Origin of the sequence: Stieleria sedimenti, assembly GCF_025060895.1 — a bacterium.
Lineage (GTDB): Bacteria > Planctomycetota > Planctomycetia > Pirellulales > Pirellulaceae > Stieleria > Stieleria sedimenti.
In genome coordinates, this window is sequence record NZ_JANZKV010000205.1 from 55,966 (window position 1) to 77,664 (window position 21,699).

The 21,699-nt window shown below is 58.6% G+C and carries 18 protein-coding genes; 12 read left to right on the forward strand and 6 right to left on the reverse strand.

Translation table 11 applies throughout. The annotated features are described in order from the left end of the window. The first annotated feature begins 71 nt into the window (after nucleotides 1–71). From NZK35_RS25115 to NZK35_RS25135, 5 genes are all read left to right on the forward strand, one after another. Nucleotides 72–362: a sulfatase-like hydrolase/transferase gene (locus NZK35_RS25115; protein ID WP_259635275.1), complete on the forward strand. Its 291-nt coding sequence runs from the start codon at nucleotides 72–74 to the stop codon at nucleotides 360–362. Then, nucleotides 314–1,444, forward strand: coding sequence for a sulfatase-like hydrolase/transferase (locus NZK35_RS25120; RefSeq protein WP_259635276.1), 1,131 nt, complete (start codon nucleotides 314–316; stop codon nucleotides 1,442–1,444). Before NZK35_RS25115 ends, NZK35_RS25120 begins: the two co-directional genes overlap by 49 nt. Nucleotides 1,445–1,544: 100 nt before the next feature. Next, complete coding sequence (locus NZK35_RS25125; protein WP_259635277.1) at nucleotides 1,545–2,957, forward strand: sulfatase family protein; 1,413 nt, start codon at nucleotides 1,545–1,547, stop codon at nucleotides 2,955–2,957. 97 nt (nucleotides 2,958–3,054) lie between these two features. Continuing rightward, entirely contained in the window at nucleotides 3,055–4,026 is a 972-nt protein-coding gene (locus NZK35_RS25130; protein WP_259635278.1) for a family 43 glycosylhydrolase, read from the forward strand. Nucleotide 4,027: 1 nt separating this feature from the next. Continuing rightward, on the forward strand, nucleotides 4,028–5,266 hold the full coding sequence (locus NZK35_RS25135; RefSeq protein WP_259635279.1) for a DUF6786 family protein: 1,239 nt from the start codon (nucleotides 4,028–4,030) through the stop codon (nucleotides 5,264–5,266). Nucleotides 5,267–5,766: 500 nt separating this feature from the next. On the opposite strand, the gene NZK35_RS25140 is transcribed toward NZK35_RS25135, so the two are convergent. Both NZK35_RS25140 and NZK35_RS25145 read right to left on the reverse strand, forming a co-directional pair. After that, nucleotides 5,767–5,970, reverse strand: coding sequence for a CsbD family protein (locus NZK35_RS25140; RefSeq protein ID WP_259635280.1), 204 nt, complete (start codon nucleotides 5,968–5,970; stop codon nucleotides 5,767–5,769). A 72-nt stretch (nucleotides 5,971–6,042) separates the two neighbouring features. Then, nucleotides 6,043–6,312, reverse strand: coding sequence for a hypothetical protein (locus NZK35_RS25145; protein WP_259635281.1), 270 nt, complete (start codon nucleotides 6,310–6,312; stop codon nucleotides 6,043–6,045). 213 nt (nucleotides 6,313–6,525) lie between these two features. Here NZK35_RS25145 and NZK35_RS25150 point away from each other — a divergent pair, with 213 nt between their 5' ends. Further along, nucleotides 6,526–7,887, forward strand: a complete 1,362-nt coding sequence (locus NZK35_RS25150; RefSeq protein ID WP_259635282.1) for a dihydrolipoyl dehydrogenase family protein — start codon at nucleotides 6,526–6,528, stop codon at nucleotides 7,885–7,887. Nucleotides 7,888–7,948: 61 nt separating this feature from the next. Here the strand turns inward: NZK35_RS25150 and NZK35_RS25155 are convergent, their stop codons facing one another. Continuing rightward, the gene (locus NZK35_RS25155) at nucleotides 7,949–9,172 is read right to left on the reverse strand and encodes an alginate lyase family protein (protein ID WP_259635283.1); all 1,224 of its coding nucleotides are present in this window, start codon (nucleotides 9,170–9,172) and stop codon (nucleotides 7,949–7,951) included. A gap of 98 nt (nucleotides 9,173–9,270) precedes the next feature. Here NZK35_RS25155 and NZK35_RS25160 point away from each other — a divergent pair, with 98 nt between their 5' ends. Continuing rightward, complete coding sequence (locus NZK35_RS25160; protein ID WP_259635284.1) at nucleotides 9,271–10,728, forward strand: sulfatase-like hydrolase/transferase; 1,458 nt, start codon at nucleotides 9,271–9,273, stop codon at nucleotides 10,726–10,728. A gap of 169 nt (nucleotides 10,729–10,897) precedes the next feature. Beyond that, on the forward strand, nucleotides 10,898–11,017 hold the full coding sequence (locus tag NZK35_RS34975) for an SEC-C metal-binding domain-containing protein (RefSeq protein ID WP_407699829.1): 120 nt from the start codon (nucleotides 10,898–10,900) through the stop codon (nucleotides 11,015–11,017). Between the two features lie 135 nt (nucleotides 11,018–11,152). Here NZK35_RS34975 and NZK35_RS25175 read toward each other — a convergent pair whose 3' ends face one another. From NZK35_RS25175 to NZK35_RS25185, 3 genes are all read right to left on the reverse strand, one after another. Further along, nucleotides 11,153–12,622: a sulfatase family protein gene (locus NZK35_RS25175; RefSeq protein WP_259635285.1), complete on the reverse strand. Its 1,470-nt coding sequence runs from the start codon at nucleotides 12,620–12,622 to the stop codon at nucleotides 11,153–11,155. 195 nt (nucleotides 12,623–12,817) lie between these two features. Continuing rightward, the gene (locus NZK35_RS25180; protein WP_259635286.1) at nucleotides 12,818–13,279 is read right to left on the reverse strand and encodes a hypothetical protein; all 462 of its coding nucleotides are present in this window, start codon (nucleotides 13,277–13,279) and stop codon (nucleotides 12,818–12,820) included. 40 nt (nucleotides 13,280–13,319) lie between these two features. After that, on the reverse strand, nucleotides 13,320–14,726 hold the full coding sequence (locus NZK35_RS25185; protein WP_259635287.1) for a DUF2254 domain-containing protein: 1,407 nt from the start codon (nucleotides 14,724–14,726) through the stop codon (nucleotides 13,320–13,322). 518 nt (nucleotides 14,727–15,244) lie between these two features. Between NZK35_RS25185 and NZK35_RS25190 the strand changes: the two genes are divergently transcribed. From NZK35_RS25190 to NZK35_RS25205, 4 genes are all read left to right on the forward strand, one after another. Continuing rightward, nucleotides 15,245–17,509 (forward strand): FAD-dependent oxidoreductase, encoded by a 2,265-nt coding sequence (locus tag NZK35_RS25190; protein ID WP_259635288.1) that lies wholly within the window; start codon nucleotides 15,245–15,247, stop codon nucleotides 17,507–17,509. Between the two features lie 47 nt (nucleotides 17,510–17,556). Next, complete coding sequence (locus NZK35_RS25195; protein ID WP_259635289.1) at nucleotides 17,557–19,311, forward strand: exo-alpha-sialidase; 1,755 nt, start codon at nucleotides 17,557–17,559, stop codon at nucleotides 19,309–19,311. Between the two features lie 88 nt (nucleotides 19,312–19,399). Next, the gene (locus tag NZK35_RS25200; RefSeq protein WP_259635290.1) at nucleotides 19,400–20,848 is read left to right on the forward strand and encodes a sulfatase; all 1,449 of its coding nucleotides are present in this window, start codon (nucleotides 19,400–19,402) and stop codon (nucleotides 20,846–20,848) included. 7 nt (nucleotides 20,849–20,855) lie between these two features. Beyond that, entirely contained in the window at nucleotides 20,856–21,584 is a 729-nt protein-coding gene (locus tag NZK35_RS25205) for a phytanoyl-CoA dioxygenase family protein (protein ID WP_259635291.1), read from the forward strand. Nucleotides 21,585–21,699: the final 115 nt, after the last annotated feature.

A 21,699-nucleotide genomic window follows, 5' to 3' on the forward strand; every position in this document is an offset into this window, starting at 1 on the left:
AGCCTGCACACCAACACTTGCACCCCTGCGATTCATCTCTGAACACTTTTTCCCCTGAGGAACGAAATAACATGCAGACATCAGGCATTGCCTTATTCGCTTTCGCGCTACTTTCGACGTTGTCGTGGGGGCTGGGGCATGTGGCCCAGGCCGCTCGTCCGAACGTGATCCTGATCATGTCGGACGACCAGGGCTACGGCGACCTCGGATGCACGGGGAACCCGATCATCAAGACGCCAGACATCGACAAGCTGGCATCGGAAAGCTCCGGTCTGCGTGATTACCACGTCGCCCCGACGTGTTCCCCCACGCGTTGCTCGCTGCTGACCAGTCTGACAACATCGCCGCGTTCTACGGCATGATCACCAACATCGATGACAATGTTGGCAAGACCCGCGAGCTGATCGAAGAACTCGGAATCGCTGAGAATACCATCTTCATTTTCACGACGGACAACGGGACGGCGAGCGGGCCAAAGATCTACAATGCCGGAATGCGTGCCGGCAAAGGAAGCCCGTATGACGGTGGTCACCGCGTACCGTTCTTTGTGCATTGGCCGGCCGGTGGCTTGACCAAGCAGCACCATGTCGACCAGCTAACCCACGCCGTCGACATCGTACCAACGCTGCTCGACATGACCGGCGTACCGAAGCCTGAATCGGTGAAATTTGATGGCGTCTCGATCGCCAGCTTGCTCGATCCGACCAAAGACGTCGATTGGCCTGAACGGTTTGTCATCAGCGATTCGCAACGCGTTCGCGATCCGATCAAGTGGCGTGGATCGTCGGTCATGTCGCAACAGTATCGGCTGATCAACGGTAAAGAGCTGTACGATATCGCAGCGGACCCGGGACAAAAGAACAACATCGCTAAGAAGCGTCCCCAGGTCGTCGCGAAGATGCGAGAGTTTTATGAACAGTGGTGGGCGGAGCTTGAGCCGACATTTTCGCAAACGACCGAGATTTACCTCGGCCATCCCGAACACCCGGTTGTGAGCCTGACCGCTCACGACTGGATCCAGGAGGTTTATCCCCCATGGCACCAAGGTTCGATCCGCGCGGCGATTGAGCTTCAGGCCTCCGGAGAACTCGTTCACAAGGGCCACTGGGCGGTCAAGGTGATCCAAGATGGCACGTACGAAATCTCTCTCCGCCGCTGGCCCGTCGAGTCGGGAACTGCGATCAATGCGCCGCTCTCTGCGGGCGACAACGTCTCAGGAGCCGCAAAGGCGTTTCGCACCACGCCCGGAGTTGTCATCGGCGCGACCCACGGTGTGCTGCGTCTGGACGGCAAGGATCTTGACCGGAAGCCGGTCGAGACGGATGCCGAAGCAGTCCGCTTCGTCACGAAACTCAAAAAGGGTTCGCATCAGCTCGCCCCCTATTTCGAGATCAAGGACGGCGAGTTGGGCGCGTACTACGTCGTCGTCACCCACCTCGATTAATCAGAAAGCGTCGTCGCGGAAAACAACTCCACCGCTTTCGCCAAGCCGGTTTACACCCAAGTAGAGAGACGATCTTGACAGGCCCAAAGAGAAACTTCAAATGTCATTGAATCCGAAATCCTGCGTCCTACCCATCCTGGTGATTGCAGCTCTAAGCGGGCTGTTTACTCAACCGGTCCGAGCGGACGACCGCAAGCCAAATTTCGTGGTGATCTTCGCCGATGATCTCGGGTACGGCGACATCAGTTGTTACAGCCCAAAAGGCGTTAAAACTCCACACATTGACGCGCTGTCCGAAGAAGGATTTCGCAGCACGGATTTTTTTGTTCCGGCCAATGTGTGCAGCCCTTCGCGGGCCTCGCTGTTGACCGGACGCTACCCGATGCGATGCGGCATGCCAGTCGCCCGAACGGAAACGCCGGGTTCCAAGTACAAGGACTACGGTTTCGCCCCCGATGAAATCACGATCCCCGAATTGCTTGGGCCCGCCGGCTATCGTTCGCTGATGGTGGGCAAGTGGCACTTGGGCATGGACGTCGAGGGCTCCCATCCGATCGACGCCGGATTCGACGAACACCTTGGCATCCCCAGCAATTACTCCAAGAACCGCGGGCCAAACTACAACACGCTGTATCGCGGCAAGAAAGTCGAACAACAGAACGTTCGATGTCAGGAACTGACACGACGCTATACCGATGAAGTTGTCAAATTCATCGAGCGGCAGAAAGACGATCCGTTTTTCATCTACGTTTCGCATCACATCGTGCATTCCCCGCTGTTGCCCAGCAAAGACTTCGTCGGCTCGTCACAGAAAGGCAAGTACGGGGACTTCATCAAAGAACTTGATCACAGCACCGGGCGGATCATGAAATCGATTCGCGATGCCGGCCTCGATGACAACACGCTCGTGGTCTTTACTTCGGACAACGGCCCGACAAGATTCGGGTCCACGGGCGGCTTGAACGGCGGCAAGTACTGCACGATGGAAGGCGGACACCGCGTACCGGGCATTTTTCGCTGGCCTGGCAAGATTCCGCCCAACCGAGTGTCCGATGTCACGCTGACCAGCATGGACCTGTTGCCCCTGTTCTGTGAACTCGCCGGAGTGGAGCCACCGAGTGATCGTAAGATCGACGGGAAACAGATCCTGCCCATCCTTCAAGGCAAGGTGACCGAAACGCCCCACAAGGTTCTGTACTACTACAACGGCACCAATCTGCAGGCGGTCCGTGAGGGCGACTGGAAACTGCATCTGCCGCGGACGCCGAAGGATCAGCCGTTCTGGTCCAAGAAGCCGGACAAGACGAAAGGCTTTGTGACCTTGCGTGAACCGAGACTCTTCAATTTGAAGCACGACCTCGGCGAAAAACACAACATCGCCGACGATCACCCCTCGATCGTGCAGCGGCTTCAAACCCGGGCCGAAGAAGCCGTCGCGGAACTCGGCGACGTCCGCGTCACCGGATCCGATCAACGAAAAATCAACTTGGTCGATCCGCAGGAGCGATCATGATCTATCACCTGCCACTCGCCTTCTGCCTGTGCGTCTCGACCGCATTGAATACACCTCAGAACTTGCCGGACGAACAGAGACACCTTCGGAGCAAAGCATGAAAAGATTTTATCTGGCCGTAGCCACTGCGCTCATGGCGGTTGCTACCCACGCCGACGAACCCGCCACCGGAACCATCACGGTCACGCATTCGGCGGTCGAAGGCATCGGTGCCGAACCAGGCGTCATGCGTCGTGACCCGAGCGACATCATCAAAGTCGACGACTTGTATTACGTGTGGTATTCGAAGGGAAAGATCTCGCCGGGATACGATGCGACCGTCTGGTATGCGACCTCGCCGGATGGTCACAAGTGGACCGAGAAAGGCATGGCGCTTGCCAAGGGCGAACCCGGAAGCTGGGAAGGGGCAAGCGTCTTCACGCCCAACATTCTGGTTGCCGAAGGACGCTACTGGCTGTTCTACACCGGAACGTCCAGAGCGTACGGCAAGGGATTCAATCCTGATTCAAAGATCGGGATCGCCGTGTCGGACTCGCCCGAGGGTCCCTGGCAGCGTCTGGCCACCAATCCGGCTTTGAAGAACAGCGACAACCCGTCGGATTTCGACAGCCATCTTGTCGATGATGCCTGCCTGATCGTTCGCGACGGCAGGTACTGGTTTTACTACAAAGGCCGCCAGCTGGGCAAAGGTCCCGGGCAAACTCAAATGGGCCTGGCGATCGCCGAACATCCGCAGGGTCCCTATGTGCGGCACGAGGCGAATCCGGTGATCCCCGGCAATCACGAAGTACTGGTCTGGCCGCAGGGCTCGGGCGTCGCCGCGATGATCGGCACGACGGGGCCGAAAGCGATCACCAATTCGATCCTCTATGCTGAGGACGGAATCCATTTTTCGAAAACGCACCACGTGATCGATGGTCCGTGGGCCGGGGGAGCCTATCGTCCTGAAGCGTTTACGCAGAGCGGGACGGGTGAAATTCCGACATGGGGCGTTGAGATCGGACGGGCGAGAGGCCGGAACACCCGGCTGCCCTTCATTGAGCGGTTTAATGTAACGGAGAAACAATAAGATGAAGATACCGATGAAAATTTGTTTGGGAATCGTTGGAGCAGCTCTCGGTATGGCTGCCCAGGGGGCTTCTGCCGACGACACGTTTGCCGACGACTTGGCCTTTATGAAAAAACATACGCCGATCGTTGTGTTGCGTGACGGCGGCGCCGCGGTCGCCGTGGCGCCCGCCTATCAGGGCCGTGTGATGACCAGCACCTTCGACCACCAGTCCGGACCGAGCTTCGGCTGGATCAACCGCCCGGTCATCCAACAGGGCCTCCTTTCGGACGAGCAGAAAAAGGGCACGCTCGAAGAGCACATCTCTATCTTCGGCGGAGAAGAACGGTTCTGGCTGGGACCGGAAGGCGGTCAGTACGCCTTGTTCTTTAAGCCAGGATCAAACTTCGAATTCTCCGACTGGGCCACTCCACCGGCAATCGATACCGAAGCCTACGAACTCGTCGAACAAACCGGCGCATCGGCAAGGTTCAAGCACGCGACGGAACTGATCAACTACAGCGGCGCCGAGTTCCAGGTGGGGATTGAACGCACCGTGAAACTGCTGGACAAGCAAGAGGCCTCCCAGTTGTTGGACGTCGAACTCGGTGAGGGGCTGCGGATGGTGGGCTATGAGACGGACAACCGAATCACCAACACCGGTTCGCACGCCTGGAAGCCGGAAACCGGGCTGCTTTCGATCTGGATCCTCGGCATGTACAACCCCTCCCCCGAAACAACCGTGGTCATTCCCTTTCACCAGGGCAGCGACAAGCAGCTCGGCCCAAGGGTCAATGACACGTACTTCGGTAAGGTGCCGCCGGATTACCTGCAAGTCGAAGACGACAAGCTGTTTTTCCGCGGCGACGGCACGCGTCGCGGGAAGATCGGAATCAGTCCGCAGCGTTCCAAGGGAATCGCAGGCAGCTACGACGCCGCCGGAGGAGTGTTGAACATCGTCACCTACAACGTTCAGGACGCGCCACACGGATTCGTCAACTCGATGTGGGAGCTGCAGGATCAGCCGTATTCCGGTGACGTGATCAATTCCTACAACGATGGTTCACCCGAACCGGGCAAGCCCCCGCTGGGACCGTTTTACGAGCTGGAAACCTCATCCCCAGCCGCGGCACTGAAACCCGGCGAGACGATGCGGCACGTGCAACGAACCTACCATCTGCAGGGTTCGGAAGACCAACTCGACACGCTCGCCCAGCAACTCCTCGGAGTCCGTCTGGATGGGATCGAGGACGCGTTCTAGGCATGTCATGCTCCAATTGCCAAAACGGGTTGAATTGATCCGAACTCATTCTTTTTCCGACGACCGATAGCCGGAGAAACCGCCAGATGCACCTGCCGGGCCATACCTTTGGCGTCACCAGGCTTTCGCTCGTGTCTGGGAAATCAGGCATCGTGGGCCCCAAGGCAGTCCACGCTATCTCATCCAGAACCGCAAAACTTCCGACACGCAATTTGGAAAAAAATTGACAAACCGCCAAGCGTTTCGCCGCGGTGTCGAAGCCGACCGGATCCCCGAAAGCCTTCGAGGTCGCCGCCACGTGCGCGCCGGCATACAACCCCGCAAAGTGGGGCCATCCATGCAATTCGTGCTCCGCGACCGGCAACTGCTCGGGGTTCATTTCAGCCACGGAAATGTCGCGAGCGTTGTCAGTCACGGCTATCCGCTGCCCGCGTCAGGCGTCAAATGGAAACGTCGATCGCCTTTTGTCGAATTGCGGGCTGGCTGCCTGCAGTCTATGGCTAGCAATTGCAAGAGGATTCAAACTCTCGCACTTGGCGTTCTGCTTCATCGCGGGCGATGCCGTATCGTTCTTGCACGACACCGACCATCTCTTCACGCTTGCCATCGATGCGATCGAGTTCGTCGTCGGTCAATTTGCCCCACTTCTGTTGCGCCTGACCCTTGACTTGTTTCCACTTGCCTTCGATTTGATCCCAATTCATTTTTCGTCCCTTTGTTTGTTGAGTGTTAGAAGAACGCCGCTTCGCTGAGCGGCCCAAACCACTTCATGCACGTTACGGACCAATGCGGAAGAACTCGGACAGGTGTCGCGGCAACACGGTGTTTGCGACGGCCCGTCTATTCACGGCGAGGCGATTGGTTGCTAATCGACCACGGGCGACGTTCACGTCGCCCGTTTTGCGATCACGCTGAACTTCAATCTCGCCGTCCGGCGTTTCCACCTCGAGCAACGTTTCTTTGTTCTCGCAGCCTGCCAGAACGAATCCGAGCGTGGCGGCGAACGTCAGCAACAAGGCATGCATGAGGTCTCGATAACGCTTCACGAGAGGGTCCCGGGTTTTTATGTTCAAAAGATTCGGCGCCGTGCCCTGAAAGTCGGCCTATCGGCAACAGCGCGTGCCAGACGATGGCGGGTGGCCAGACGATGGCGGGTGCGCGGGTAACCTAAGCAAAGCCTGTACCGAATGGTTGGCACAGAGTGTGCGGTTCATTCAGGGCGCGAACCGATTTCACTACAGACTGGAAATTGATCTGGCATGAGAAGCGACCGATTTGACCTCATTGCGATCGGAACCGGTCCGTCCGCGTCAACGATCGCGAAGAAGACTGCGGATGATGGGAAGCGGGTCGCTGTCATCGAGTCGCGGGAATATGGCGGCACCTGTGCACTACGTGGTTGCAACCCGAAGAAGGTCTACACCAATGCAGCTGATTTGATCGATCGGGTTTGCAATGGACAGGACAAGTTCATTGAATCCGAAGAGCTGCATGCCAATTGGACAAGGCTATTGCGATTCAAGCGTGAATTCACCGATCCTGTACTTGATCACAGCGAAGCATCGTTCCAGAAACGCGGGATCGCGACCTTTCATGGGGAGGCAGCGTTCATTGATCCAACGACGGTCCGTGTCGGTGAACAGCAACTCTCCGGAGATCGCATTTTTATCGGCGTCGGAGCCCATCCGCGACCGCTCGGCGTGCGCGGCGGCGAACTGGTGATTCGTAGTGACGAGTTTCTTGATTTAGAAACGATTCCGCAGCAGATTGTCTTCATCGGAGGCGGCTATATATCCATGGAGTTTGCATGTGTGGCAGCGCGGTTCGGCTCGCAGGTGACTGTTTTGGAAAGGGGTGGCCGTGTGCTGTCCCCATTTGATCCGGACCTGGTCAAGCAATTGGTGCACTACGGGAAGCTGCACGGAATCGACGTCCGGACCCATGCGGAGGTCGCCGAGATTTCCCAACGGGATGACGGGTCGTTCGTCGTGCACTACGGTGAACCGGGGCGGAGGCAAGCGACCTTGGAAGCCGACTTGGTGGTTCACGGCGCGGGGCGTGTGCCGAACCTCGGTTGCTTGAATCTGAAAGCCGGGAAGATTGCTTTCGGCGACGATGGAATCAAAGTCGATTCGCAGATGCGAAGCATCTCCAATCCGGTCGTTTATTCTGCGGGTGACTGTGCTGATACGGGAAAGCCGCGCCTCACGCCGGTTGCCAATGAAGAGGCACGCGCCGTCGTCGAAAACCTGTTCGCCGAACACCCGCAAGATCGGCCGGACTGTGGACAGATTCCGAAAGTCGCCTTTACCGTTCCGCCGATCGCATCAGTGGGGATGTCACAACATCAGGCAGAAGAATCGCACAACGTTGTCGTTCACCATCAAGACACGTCGTTGACGGGTTCGGTCCGCAAATCACTCCAACCTTGTGGCGGGTACAAACTACTCATCGACAAAGACAGCGATCGTATCCTGGGGGCACACCTGATCGGCCCGGCGGCGGACGAGACGATTAACTTATTCGCACTGGCCATGAAGTTTGGATTGACAGCCGCGGACATCAAGTCGACGTTGTTCGCATTCCCGACGCATGCGTCTGATGTGCGTCAGATGCTTTAAGCCCTCCGCGTGGCATTCGTCGCGTCGGATCACCCATCAATACGCCGCAACGGTGTGCTTGCTAGTCGATCGGCTGAAGGTCAGCCGGATGACCGGCGTACATCAGGGTGTCGAGGTGCGATGATGCCGATCGACCGCGGCGACGGCGACCGTCACGGTCACGGTCGCGGCGTGAATTCGAATCACGCGGGTTCGCATCACGCCGGTTCGACGCGTCGCGCGTCTCGGACTGACTCTCGCGGAGTTTTAATGCGGCTTGCTCGGTGTAGGGAGCTTCCAAGCCTCGACGATTGTGGTAGTGATTGAAGACCCGTTCGTACATCGGGCGCAATCTGCCGCGACTGTTATTGGAGATCGATTTGTAGTGATAGCGTCCTTCCACACTTCGGTACGCGACGTATGGCACGTCGAAACCCAAGTTGTACTTTGCGGTGTACTCAAATCCCTTCAGCAGCCGGTTGTCCAGGGCGCCGTACAGATCGACGCCCTGGATCCATGCCGTCTCGCAAGTGTTGGCTAAAAACTCCAATCCCATCTGGGTGTGGGCTTGGTCTCGACCAGATTCTTGGCACTGCCCGGATTCCATGAAGTAGTTCCCGATCGCGCCGTTGCCTTTGCCGCCGAGATAGTAATCCTTGGCTCGGTCGAACATCTGTCGGTCGTCCAGGACGACACTCATCGCGATCATCACCTGCAACATCGATGCGTCCCAATTGCCGTTGGCCGTCGGATAAAAGTCTTTGATCACCGGGTACCAGACGTTTCGCAGCATCGATTCGAACCGTGCTTGCTCATTTTCAGGCCATTGTCCCCACGTGTGTTTAAGCAGTTCCGCCGCGATACAAAAGTCGTGCCCGCTCATGCCGATCAGCAATCGGGCATCATGGTTGCCGATCGACTGCAGCGTCCCGGACCACGCGTTGAGGATCTCCGCAGACTTGACGGCGTGCAATTCCTTTCCCGAAAGGGCCCAGCAAAGCGCATGGTAATAGGCCGCCCGTGCATCACTGCTGAATTCGGACGATCCGATGTCGGGATCGTTGTAGGCACCACGCTCGACGTGTGCGAAAGGCTGCGGTTTCCAGTCGAGGGAGGCATAACGCGAGCTGCGGAGTCGTTCCCACGCATCACCCCAGGGCTGTTCCTCCGCCGCGATCTTGGATTTGACAAACTCAATACTGGCTCGGCTGTGGGCGATCCCGGGGTGGACAAATTGGCCGAACGCGGGCACAGCTTGAGTACAGGCGAGCACGAGAACGAAGGTGGCGAGCGACACAGTGGGCATTTTGTTCATGTGCGTGGCGTCTCGTTCGAGTGGTTGGTATTCTCAGTCCGGATGATCTGTCCGGATCACGATAAACGAAGCAAGTATACTACGCGGCCATGAACTACCAACCAACAGCGTTTTCGGTCTTCATTCTCGCGGCGGCGATCTTCTGCGGGACGAATCCTGAGACCTCCGCAGCGACCACGGCAACCCCCAATCTTGTGATCATTTTTGCCGACGACCTCGGATACGGGGACGTCAGTTGTTATGGAGCGACCAAGATCAGCACTCCGAACATTGACCGTCTGGCGAGCCAGGGGATGCGGTTTTCGGATGCCCATTCGGCAGCCTCGCTCTGTTCGCCCTCCCGTTACGGATTGTTGACAGGCCAATCCCCTTGGCGGCTTCATCGAAAAGGCAATGGTTACCGCCTCAGTCCCGGCCAGACCACACTTGCATCGTACCTCAAACAGGCCGGTTACACGTCGGCGGCGATCGGGAAATGGCACCTGGGATACAGCAAGGACTGGAACGAGTTGCCGATTACCGGGCCGTTGGAGGTCGGCTTCGATTATCACTTCGGCGTGCCCTCCAATCACAACGATTCGACTCGGGCGTTCATCGAAAACCACGATCTGGTCGGTCGCAAGCCGGGCGAACCCTATCGCATCGTCAAAGGGCGGGACTTTCCCGAAGGCCTCGACCGGCCGCGGGTTGAAGACCAAGTCGACAGCACACTCACCGACAAGGCCGTCGCGTTTCTGCAACGCAATGCCGACCGGCCGTTCTTTCTGTACTTTACCCCTTGCGCCCCGCACACCCACGTCACCCCGGCGGCCGAGTTCCGCGGCAGCAGCAAAGCCGGACTGTTCGGGGACCATGTGCAGGAACTCGATGCGCATGTCGGCACCATTCTCGACACGCTCGATGCGTTGGGGCTAGCCGACGAGACATTGGTCGTGTTCACCAGCGACAACGGATCCACGCCGAAGGATTTCAAGGGAACCCATGGCGTCAAACTGAATCTGGCCGATGGCTCCGGAGACATCCTGAAGAAGTACAAGACCGCCAAGGAAGATGCAAAGAAGATGGGGCACGTCACCAACGGGCCATGGCGAGATGGAAAAGGCTATGCCTACGAGGGCGGCCACCGAGTCCCCTTGATCGTTCGTTGGCCCGGACGAATCGAAGCGGGAAGCACGTCCGACTGCACGGTCACGCTAGCGGACTTGTTCGCCACGTCGGCGGAGTTCATCGGCGGTGAACTTCCGCATCATGCCGCCGTCGACTCGTTCAGTTTAATTCCGGTGCTGCTGGGCAAGGAACGTCGAATTGCCGGGCGAGAGGCGGTTTTGATTCTGGGCAATGGCAAAGACAGTGCGATCGCGGTCTGCACCGGTCGCTGGAAGTTGATCGTGCGATACGGCAGCGACAAAGACCAAGGGAATGAGCTATACGACTTGGCCAACGATCCGGGCGAACAGAGCGATCTCTCCGAACAACGGCCCGAGGTCGTGAAACGACTGCAAGCCCTTCTCGAGAAAGCCGAACGGGACGGACGCACCCGATCTTAAAGAACGGGCAAACAAGCACCGCATCACCACACCAGCGGGGAGCGTGATGATCGACACGCGGAGCGACATCTATTCGCTCGGCGTGCTGCTGTACGAATTGCTGACCGGATCGACGCCTTTCGAACGTGAGCAATTTAATTCTGTCGGTCTGGATGAGGTCCGTCGTATCATCCGCGAGGTCGACCCGCCCAAGGACCAAGCCACAAAACCAGGCCGCTACGATCCCTGCCCCTGCAACAGCGGAAAAAAATACAAGTTCTGCTGCGAACGCGTGTCACGCGCCCGTTAGTGCTCTGGCAATCTTTCGAAGTGGCGTAAGCTTCCAGCTTGCCGTCTCGTTTCACTCGTGAAACGCAAGCTGGAAGCTTACGCCACTTTCTTGCTGACTCTAAAATTTAGCGTTGACAAAGCCTTCGTGCTCGTTCTACTTCGTGCCGCGGTTGGGGCGAACGGGCAACGGCGGAGTCGTCGGTCTCGGCCCTTGCAGATCGAAGAATCGCATGTTGTTGCCGACACGGTCGTAGTCGCCGAGGTCCGACCGCATCTCGTTGGCGAGCGCCACGAGACTCCACACGACCGCGGGGTGGTCGTCCGCCACGTTCGTCGTTTCACCGGGATCTTGCTCCAGGTCGACCAGAAACGGGCTGTCAAAACCGATGCGATCGGCCGGGGCGATGTGCACATTTCGGCGGAACTCCACCGCGCCGACGGGTTCGTCCTCGCGCGGCAGATGCAATTTCCATTTGCCCTGACGGACGGCCTGCAGGTGGACGCGCAGATAATAGAAATACGCTTTGTCTGGGTTTGCGTCTTCAAACTTGCCGTGCAATAGATGCCGAATGTCTTCGCCGTCGATGACGCGATCGGACGGCAGTTCGGCACCGGCTAGCGCCGCGAACGTGGGAAGGACATCCAGCGTGCTGGCAATCGAATCACAGGTTTGTCCCGCCGGCACGTGACGATTCCCCCAAACGATGCAGGGCACCCGCACGCCGCCTTCAAAGGTCGACACTTTGCCGCTTCGCAATCGACCTGCCGATCCACCGTGGTCGCCGGGAAGGTGTCCGTCGGCATGGTCTTTGTTCTTGATCAGCCACGGACCGTTGTCGCTGGTAAAGATGACGTAGGTGTTGTCTTTGAGCCCCATTTCCGTGACGGCGTCGAGCAGTCGGCCGACGTTGAAATCGATTTCCTCAATCACGTCGCCATACAAACCTCGTGGGCTTTTGCCTTTGAATTTCGGCGACGCGTCCAGGCGAGTGTGCGGCATCGTATGGGGGATGTAAGCAAAAAACGGCTGATCCTTGTGCTTCCGCATGAACGCGATCGCTTCGTCGGTATACCGCCGGGTCAGCGTCGCCATCTCCGTTTTTGGTTCGATCAGTTCTTCATTGCGATACAGATCAACGACTCTGTCGTTACTCGTCGGCGTGCCGAAGAAAGAATCGAAGCCTTGGCGGGTAGGGAACAGGTCCATGTAGAAATCCTGCTGGGCGTGCTTGGCCAGATCCCATTTCCCGAAGCAGGCGGTGGCGTAGCCTTTCGTCTTGAGGATCTCCGCGACGGTGATTTCATCGCTGTGAAGAATCGGGTGAACCTGCTTCGTGTTGCCGCGTTCGGCGACACGCATCGGATAGCATCCGGTCATCAACGCCGCCCGCGACGGACCGCAAATCGGTTGTGCATAGAAGCTCGTGAACTTCACGCCTTCGGCGGCCATCGCATCCAACCGCGGCGTGCGGATGTTCGGTGATCCGAAGCAACCCACGTCGGCGTAGCCCTGGTCGTCGGTGAAGATGATCACGAAATTGGGCGGACGATCGTCGGCAAACGTCACCGGCGGCCCGAAACACGCCCAGCAGATTGTCGCAAGACAAATGATCTTTAGCGGCATGGATCGCTCCCGTCGTCCCTTGATAGGTCGTGCTGTCTTGAATCTCGCCCAATCGGCGAGCATTGTAATCTGTATCGTAGTCGACCCTTAGGGCTGTCAGGCGTGGCCTGACACTGACGCAAGCTGGAAGCGTACGCCACCTGTAGCCGGGCATCCCGTCGGGCTGTCAGGCATGGCGAGACATCACATGACGGCTTATTCTTCAGCCGCAGCTTCGAGCTTGTTGAGAGAATGCTTGATCGCACCGAGCAGTTTTTTCGAAGCATTGACGGAGAAACGGTAGCGATGTGTTTTTTCCTTGGTCTTGTTTTCCAGATGCAAGACCCGGGCATCGTGATCGTTCGCCGCTGCCAAAGACCACTGAGCGCCTTCGAGCGAGGTCTTGACCTGCACTCCCTCCTTTGTCTCTCCGGGCTTCGATTCAATCGCATCGGTGATCGCTTTGATGAACGCTTGGGTTTGCTCTTCGTTGAGCAATAACATCCCGCCGCCGGGAGGCTGCGATTCCCCCGCTTTCGATGGCACCATCAGCGAAAGTTGCACTGCCGGATCCAGTCCCGAGTAATTCGTGGCATTGACGTGGGTGTATCCGGTGCGTGAGGACGCGGCATGAACAAACGGAGAGGGATCGCCGATCCAGGACCTGTCTCCAATCACCACCGATTCGGCCTTTCATGCTCCAAACCTCTTTTCTCGATTAGGCTCTTCCGCCGATCCAGTTCCCCGTGTCGATCACTTGTCGGCGATAGTCTGGATCGCGAAGCAGCCAAATGATCGATCGATAGCGTTCGTTCAACAACTCTACTCCACGTTCGTCATGAAGCGTCTTCTTGCTCGTGCGTCTCAGGGCAGCGGCATGTTTCACCAACAACCGGCGGTGTGATTCGCTGGGTGCCGAAACCGCGACCTTGGCAATCATTTCCATCATGTGAATCGACGCATTGCGGTCGGCCGAGACATACGGTCGGAGCTGATCGAACACCAATGACGCAAAATCCTCGAACTGCTCCGGTTCGGCAACGATACGAAGCGTCTGGTCGTCGTCGTATCGGTAGGCGTCTGGCAGTTCTCGGTCGGCAAGATTCTCCAAGGCCGATTGGATCCAATCCATGCAGTTCGTTGCGGTAAACGGATCGTTCACGCCAGGAGACAGTGCCCGCATCGCCACCTCGATGAGCTGGTTGAAGACAAACCGCAGATTCTGTTTCGCAGTCCGCTGTGAGCCTGAAACGAACGTGGCAAGCATTTGTTCAACGATTTCATCGGTAACATTGGATTCGGGGGACGCCAACATCAGCACATTTCCGGGGGTGACATAATCGCCCGCGCGAAACCGCATCCGGATCACCAATTCGTTTTGCACGGCAATCTGCATCAGTCCGTCCGTATCGACAAACTCCACATATCCGGGGGACATTGCTTTGATAGCCGTTGCCGTATTGTAGAACGAGCCGGGCAATTTTGATTCGACCTGTCGTAGCGATCTCTGTTCGTGTGGTTTGCCTGTACGGGAGGGAAACTGATGCTCAATTTGCCGATTGAGATCACGCCCGATTCCCGCCACGATGTTGGGAACGTGAATGCTTTCGGGGATATGGTGAATAAAGTAGATCAGAACTCCTACGCTGGCGATCGCCATCAGGATTCCGACGATGATCGCGATCTGCGGAACAAACGCGGAAGTCATTGCGTCGGGACCATGACCGCTCTCTCCGTTGCGAACCGTCCTCAGGACCATCAGGCAATAGAGGAATGTCGAGATAAAAACGCCCAGGGTGAACTGGTTGCCGGTATCCCGCATGAAATTCTTCAGAAGACGCGGACCGACTTGAGAGGTGGTGTAGGAGATCGAGAGAATCGTCATGGAGAACGTGACACCGGCAACGGTAATCATCGATCCGGCGACACTGGAAAGTACGGCGCGAGCACCGGCGGGCTTGTTCGCGTAAAGCCAACTGACTTCTTCAAGCCATCCTGCACCGAAGTGGCTGTCGATCGCGGTCGTCACAAATGACAGCACGATCGCACCGACCGCCATCAACGACGGGACGAACCAATAGCTGTCACGAACGTGAGCCGCCCAGGTGATCAGAAAAGCTTTCATAGTGACTCGGTAGTTGGGACCAAACGCCTTACAGCACGCAAGCTGCCACCCGGAGATCTTAGCCCTATTTACTCTGGCAAATACCGTGCCGCCCAAAAAGGGGCAGGTGCGAACGGCACGAGCATACGTGTTGGTGTCTAGCCTTTCGGCGATTCCCGGTCGCTGCTACGCAGCGACAGTCCGTTCAGCCCGGTCTTTTGCTTCGGGTGGTTGGTGGTTTACCGGCCAGCGAGGCTTCCCGGGGCACACCGAAGAACAGATCGCGTTGATTGGGGGAACCTCGATTGCTTCGTCTCGCCGAATCACGTCAATCCGAAACACTTCGTGTGCCGTTGAAGGGCAAGCCGTTGCGGATTTCCACGCGGCAACATCTCGCCGGGCCGCTGGACTAAAATGCCCGCCCCCCCCGCACCGGACATCGCGTCCCGGTCAATTCATCCCGCATTGGATGAGACGATGAAGGCGACACCGGAACGCATTCGGGCACGTCGCAACGGATGATCGCAACGATACAGTTTATGAACCGAGCCCCAATCAATCAGATGGCAACGAACGATCGATCAACAATTTCAATCTGTGTTGCGATCCTGCTGACGTTTCCGTCGATTGCCCACGCGATCGAGGCCGATGTCTGTGTGTACGGAGGCACATCCGGCGGCGTCGTGGCCGCGGTTCAGGCGGCGCGGATGGGCAAACGCACCGTGCTTGTGGAACCGGGGAGACACCTCGGCGGGATGACGTCCGGCGGGTTAAGTGCCGTCGATATCGGTGACCCTCGCAGCGTCGGCGGACTGACCCGCGAGTACTTCACGCGGCTGGTGGCGACGTATGGCAAGGAATTGAACTGGGGGCAGCCGTTCAAGGGCAACGGCGGTCCCGCAACCGGCGGCGCGTATTCGATCGAACCCCATGTCGCCGAACGGGTTTTTGATGAGATGGCGACCGAAGCCGGTGTCGTCGTGCTCCGCAACGCCCGGCTGAGATCGGTCCGCAAAGACGACGCCCGCATCACAAAACTGGTCACCCAGGACGGCCGAAGCATTCGTGCTAAAATGTTCCTTGACACGACCTACGAAGGTGACTTGATGGCGGCGGCGGGGGTTTCCTACACGCTGACTCGCGAAGCCAATGCTCAATACGGCGAGCAGTACAACGGCATTCATTACACGGCGAAATACGCGCCCCGCACCGGGCACGAGCAACCGCAGGCGAATGGCCGTGTCCCCGGCGGCCAGGGAGTCTGGGATCGCGACTTCCCCCTCGACCCCTACGTCATCAAGGGAGTCCCTTCCAGTGGGCTGCTGCCGCTGGTCAGCGACGGTGAGCCCGGCAATCACGGCGACGCGGCTCCCGGGATCATGGCGTATTGTTTTCGCCTCTGTTTGACCACCGACCAAACCAACAGCAGGCCCATCGAAGCGCCGGACGACTACGATCCGAAACGCTACGAGTTGGTCGCTCGATTTATCGAGGCCTGTCTCGCCAACGGCGACGAGATGGACCTCCGCTGGTTCAGCAAGCACGACCCGCTGCCGAACGACAAATGGGATTTCAACACCGCCACCTTCGGCGGGAATCTGCCGGGCGCCAGTTGGGAATGGCCCGAAGCGACGTTCGATCGACGCGAGCAGATCGCCAAGGAGATCGAGAACTACCATCGCGGCCTGTTTCATTTTCTGTCCACCGATCCCCGTGTTCCGCAGAAAGTACGTGACGAGGCAGGTCGATTCGGGCTGCCGAAAGACGAGTTCACCGACCACGGCGGTTGGCCCCATCAGTTGTACATTCGAGAAGGCCGCCGCATGATCAGCGATCTCGTTCTGACCGAACATCACACCTTCGGCCGCCAAATTGCACCGAAGTGCATCGGTCTCGGTTCGTACGGCACCGACGTTCACGAAATCAGACGCATCGTCAAAGACGGTGTGGTGGCGCGGGAGGGGAAAGTTGCCGGGGGACGCGGCGGGTTCGGGCCGTACAACATCGGCTACGACGCGATCGTGCCGAAGCCGTCCGAGTGCCAGAACCTGTTCGTCACGTTCGCCCTATCCGCCAGCCACACGGCCTTTGCCAGTATTCGCATGGAACCCGTGTTGATGGTGACCAGCCAGTCCGCCGCCACCGCCGCATGCCATGCGATCGACGCGAACGTTCCGGTGCAGCAGGTCGACTACGCCACGCTGCGGACGCGACTGATCGCCGACGGTCAGGTGCTGCAATGGGAGCACGGCGCGAGGAAGACGCCACGGACATCGGTCAACGCCGCCGATTTGCCCGGCATCGCGTTGGATGACGACGAAGCGGAGTTCACCGGCCAGTGGGTGCGAAGCTCCGGCCTGCCATCATGGATCGGTTCCTCTTATCACCACGATGCAAACTCCGACCGCGGCAAAAAAACGATGACTTTCAAGCCGACCCTCCCCGCCGCCGGCCGCTACGAAGTGCGACTGCTCTACACTGCCGATGCCAACCGTTGCTCCAGGACCAAGGTGACGATTCACTCTGGCGACGGAGTGAACGTCGTCTCGGTCAATCAACAAGACCCGGCGATCGTCGACAACGTCCCTCCGGCGCTGGGGGTCTTTCACTTTGGCAAAGGCCAGTCCGGGGCCGTGGTCATTTCGAACGACGGCGCCGACGGTTATGTTTCCGTCGACGGACTACAGCTTGTCCCAATCGAAATCGCTCGCGATGAGCGTGCCGGCAGACGATCGTCGGGGTATCTCTCCCCGCAGGCCGAATCACGCGACGCGTCGCCTTCACGACCGGTCGGTCGAAAGTAAAGAACAGAAGATTCATGCATCCAATGTCCCGGTTATCAATACTCCTATTGTTTGCTGCTGTGTCCTTGCCGGCGGCAGCCGAAAATTTCGTTCGCTGGTCACTCGACGCGGCCGATTCGTCCGACATCGAACTCCACGGCAGCGCTCGTTCGGGCAAGGGAGCCGATGGAACATGTGTCGTGTTGGACGGCCAGTCGACCATCGAAGCGAAAGACGTTGGAAGTGCGTTCGAGGCTGACGAATTGACCTTCACGATCTGGGTCAATCCCTACGCATCGGATCGCGATCAGCAGATGATCGCTGCGAAGAACCGGTATTCGTTGGATGAGCGAGAGTGGTCACTGATGGTGGACCGTGACGGGCATTTTCGACTTTATCTCTGGCAGGGACGCTGGCTGACCGTCGAGGGACCACAGGCACAGCCGGGCCGTTGGCACCAGATTGGCTTGGTGATGAAACGGGATTGCGCCGAGTTGTTCGTGGATGGAGCATTCAAGGGAACCGTCAAGCTAGACCATCCGATTCGATCGACCGGCGCTCCCTTGACGTTCGGTGGTGTCAGCGACGACGGGCAGATCCGGCAGACGTTCTTCGGGGCACTGGACGAAGCCCGGTTGATTCCGCGGGCGCTGCGGCCGGATGAGATCGCGGCGCAGTATCGGCCGGTGACGGCGCGGCATGAGATCCCCAAACCGGCGCCGTTGTTTCCGCTCTGGGACGTCGCATCGACGCTGCCCAAGGCCGACGACCTGCCTCAACTCGGCGGCGTTGAGTTCCACGTGATCAAGAAGTGGGACCAGCCCCGAGACGGCTATACGTTTCTGCATGGCGTCTCACTCGCTTGGCACAAGGGACATTTGTTCGCATCGTTTGGCCACAACCGGGGCGCCGAAAACACGGTCACCGAAGAAGCCCAATTTCGTGTCAGTGACGATGGCGGAAAAACCTGGGGACCGCTGCAGGTGATCGACGCCGGTGCAGAAGAGAATCTGGCCGTCAGCCACGGCGTGTTTCTGTCTCACGGGCAAACCTTGTGGGCGTTTCACGGTGCCTATTACGGACGCATGGACCGCATTCATACCCGGGCCTATCGCTTGGAGGAATCGACCGGCCACTGGCAGCCCCTGGGCGTCGTGCTGGAACAGGGGTTCTGGCCGATGAATCAGCCCGTGCGAATGGACGACGGCAACTGGATCATGCCCGGTTTTCTGGGCAAACGCTACTCCGGCGACGCGGCGTTCCCGGCCGCCGTCGCGATCAGCCACGGCGACGACTTCACCCAGTGGGACCTCGTTCCGATCCCCGTCAGCAAGCCGGTCAAACGGATGTGGGGAGAGTCTTCGCTGTTTGTCGACGGGAACACCGTTTTTAATCTCGCTCGTTACGGTGGCGCGGCGTCGGCCCTGGCCGCGACCAGCAACGACTACGGTCGCACCTGGTCGGCTTCTCGCCCCAGTAATCTTCCGATGGCGACTTCCAAGCCGGCCGCCGGAGTGTTGAGCACGGGCCAGCGCTATCTGGTCTGTACGACGGCCCGGGATAACGGGGGAAAACGAACACCGCTGACGATCGCCGTTTCTCGCCCGAACGAAAACACGTTCCGCCGCGTGTTTGTCATCCGCCGGTCCAGGCATCACGATCAGCCGGGAGAATCCGCCGAAAACCTGAGTCTGTCGTATCCGTGCGCCATCGAACACGAGGGCAAGCTGTACGTCGGGTATTCCAACAACGGCGGCCGACGAGCAAATCTCAATAGCGCCGAGATGGCGGTGATTCCGGTTGAGGCCCTGCGGGTGAAGTGATGGAATCGCCCCGTCTGGTCTCGCAGAGATGTTATGATGCCAGATGCCCCCGATTTACTCTCACAGCGCACAAGGTCCATCTCACACCATGATCCGATTCATCGTATTGGCCGTTTCGTTGACGATGTCGGCTGCCATCGCCGGAGCCGCCGAACCTCCCAACGTGGTTCTCGTTGCCATCGACGATCTCAACGACTGGGTGGGATGTTTGGAGGGGCATCCCCAAGTGCAAACGCCGCAGATCGACAAGTTAGCGTCTCGGGGCGTGAATTTCACCAACGCGCACTGCCAGGCACCGATCTGCAATCCGTCGCGGATCAGCATGTTGCTGGGCAAGCTGCCGTCGACGACGGGACATTACTTTCTGGCGCCCGGGTTTCGTGACGTCGACGTCACCCGCGACGCGGTGACGATGTTCCAGCACTTTCGCGCGGGCGGCTATCGCGCCGAGTCGATGGGCAAAATCTTTCACGGGCCCGCCGATGCCGCTTCGTTCGATCACGTCCAGCGATCGCGCGGCCTCAGGCGCCCGCCTGGGAAAACCGAAAAACTGCGTTATCGGGTGCCGGGTTCGCATCCCGCTTGGGATTGGGGACAAGTCGACTTTGCCGATGAAGACCAGCGGGACTATCACACCGCGGCGTGGGCTGCCAAGCGGATCCCGGAATTAGCCAAACGCGATGAGCCGTTTTTCATGGCGATCGGCTTTCACCTGCCCCACGTGCCGATCTACGCGAGCAAGAAATGGTTTGACCTGTATCCGCTGGAAACGCTGGTGATGCCACCGGTGCCCCGCGGAGATCTTGACGACGTACCGCCGATCGCGGTTCAGCTGAGTCTGAATCCGACGGCCCCGCGATACGAGTGGATGAAAGACAATGGCGAAGACAAACATGCCGTACAGGCCTACTTGGCGTCCATTTCATTTGTCGATCACCTGGTCGGGATGGTGACCGATTCGATCGCAGCGGCCGGGCTGGATGACAACACGATCGTGGTGCTGTTCAGCGATCATGGTTTCCATCTCGGCGAAAAGAACAAGTGGGCCAAACGCAGCCTGTGGCAGCGGACGACGCGGGTTCCGCTGATCGTCGCCGGACCGGGGATCGCCGGCGGAGCGGATTGTGACGCACCGGTCGGCTTGATCGACGTCTATCCCACGCTGGTGGAAAGCTGTCGTTTGCCGGTCCCGGAAGGCCTGGACGGACACAGTCTAGACGGACTGTTGAACGACACCGCGTCGCCGTGGGAACATCCCGCGATTTGCACGTTTGGTCCCGGCAATCATTCGGTTCATTCGCGGCACTACCACTACATCCGTTATCGCGACGGTTCCGAAGAACTGTATGACCATCGAACCGACCGGGACGAACACCACAATCTTGCCGACGATCCGAAGCTTGCCGCGATCATTGCGGAGCATCGCGAGTGGATTCCTGCCGATGACGCGCCGATGGTGCCCGGCAGCCGGGGCAGCGATTCACCGCTGTACGGCGAAGCCGAAGGATTGCAAAAAGCGATGAAGCGAGGGAAGTAGGATCGTTGTGGTCGACGTGAATGACTGGCACCTGGAACGGGATGGATTTTGTCTTCTCAAGAGCGCCGTGTCCGGGGAATCGATCGCGAGCCTGTTGGAGGCGTGCAGCCGCGCGTTTGACGGTGATACCCAGGGCGTGCGGGCTCGGTCCAGTCGCGGTCATGTGTACGCGGCACGAAATCTGATCGAGTCGATTGCCGAGGCAACAACGTTCTGGCAGAGCGATCCACTGTTGCCATTCCTGCGTGAGCAACTCGGTGCGGAATTCGGTTTGGTGCGAGCCCTGTTCTTTGACAAGCCACCGGATCGCACTTGGGGACTGGCTTGGCACAAGGACACGTCGATCGCGGTGAAAGACAACTCGATCGCGTCTACCTCGTATTCACGCCCCACCACAAAAGCCGGCGTGCCGCACGTGATCGCATGCGATGACGTCTTGAAGCAGATGCTGACGCTGCGGATTCACTTGGATGAGGTGACCGAAGAGAACGGCCCCCTGCGGGTGATTCCTGGGTCGCATCGATCCAGCGACTGCGATGGTGCAGGCCTGGACGGCGCGGTTGACGTCCATGCGGATGCCGGCGATGTGCTCGCGATGCGTCCTCTGATCAGCCACAGCAGTGGCCCGTCCAAGCCGGGCACGACGCGTCATCGACGGATTTTGCATTTGGAGTTCGCTGCGTCGACGACATTGCCCGACGGGATGCAGTGGCATGATTTCGTCCGCGGCGGATGACGCGACTGGTGGGCTTTCCCAGTTTCCAACCCTTGCGGTCAACGCTGTGAAGCATTTTTTAGCGGTAGGGCGCGAGCCCGATGCCATCTACTTTGGCTCTAACGGTGTTAGCGGA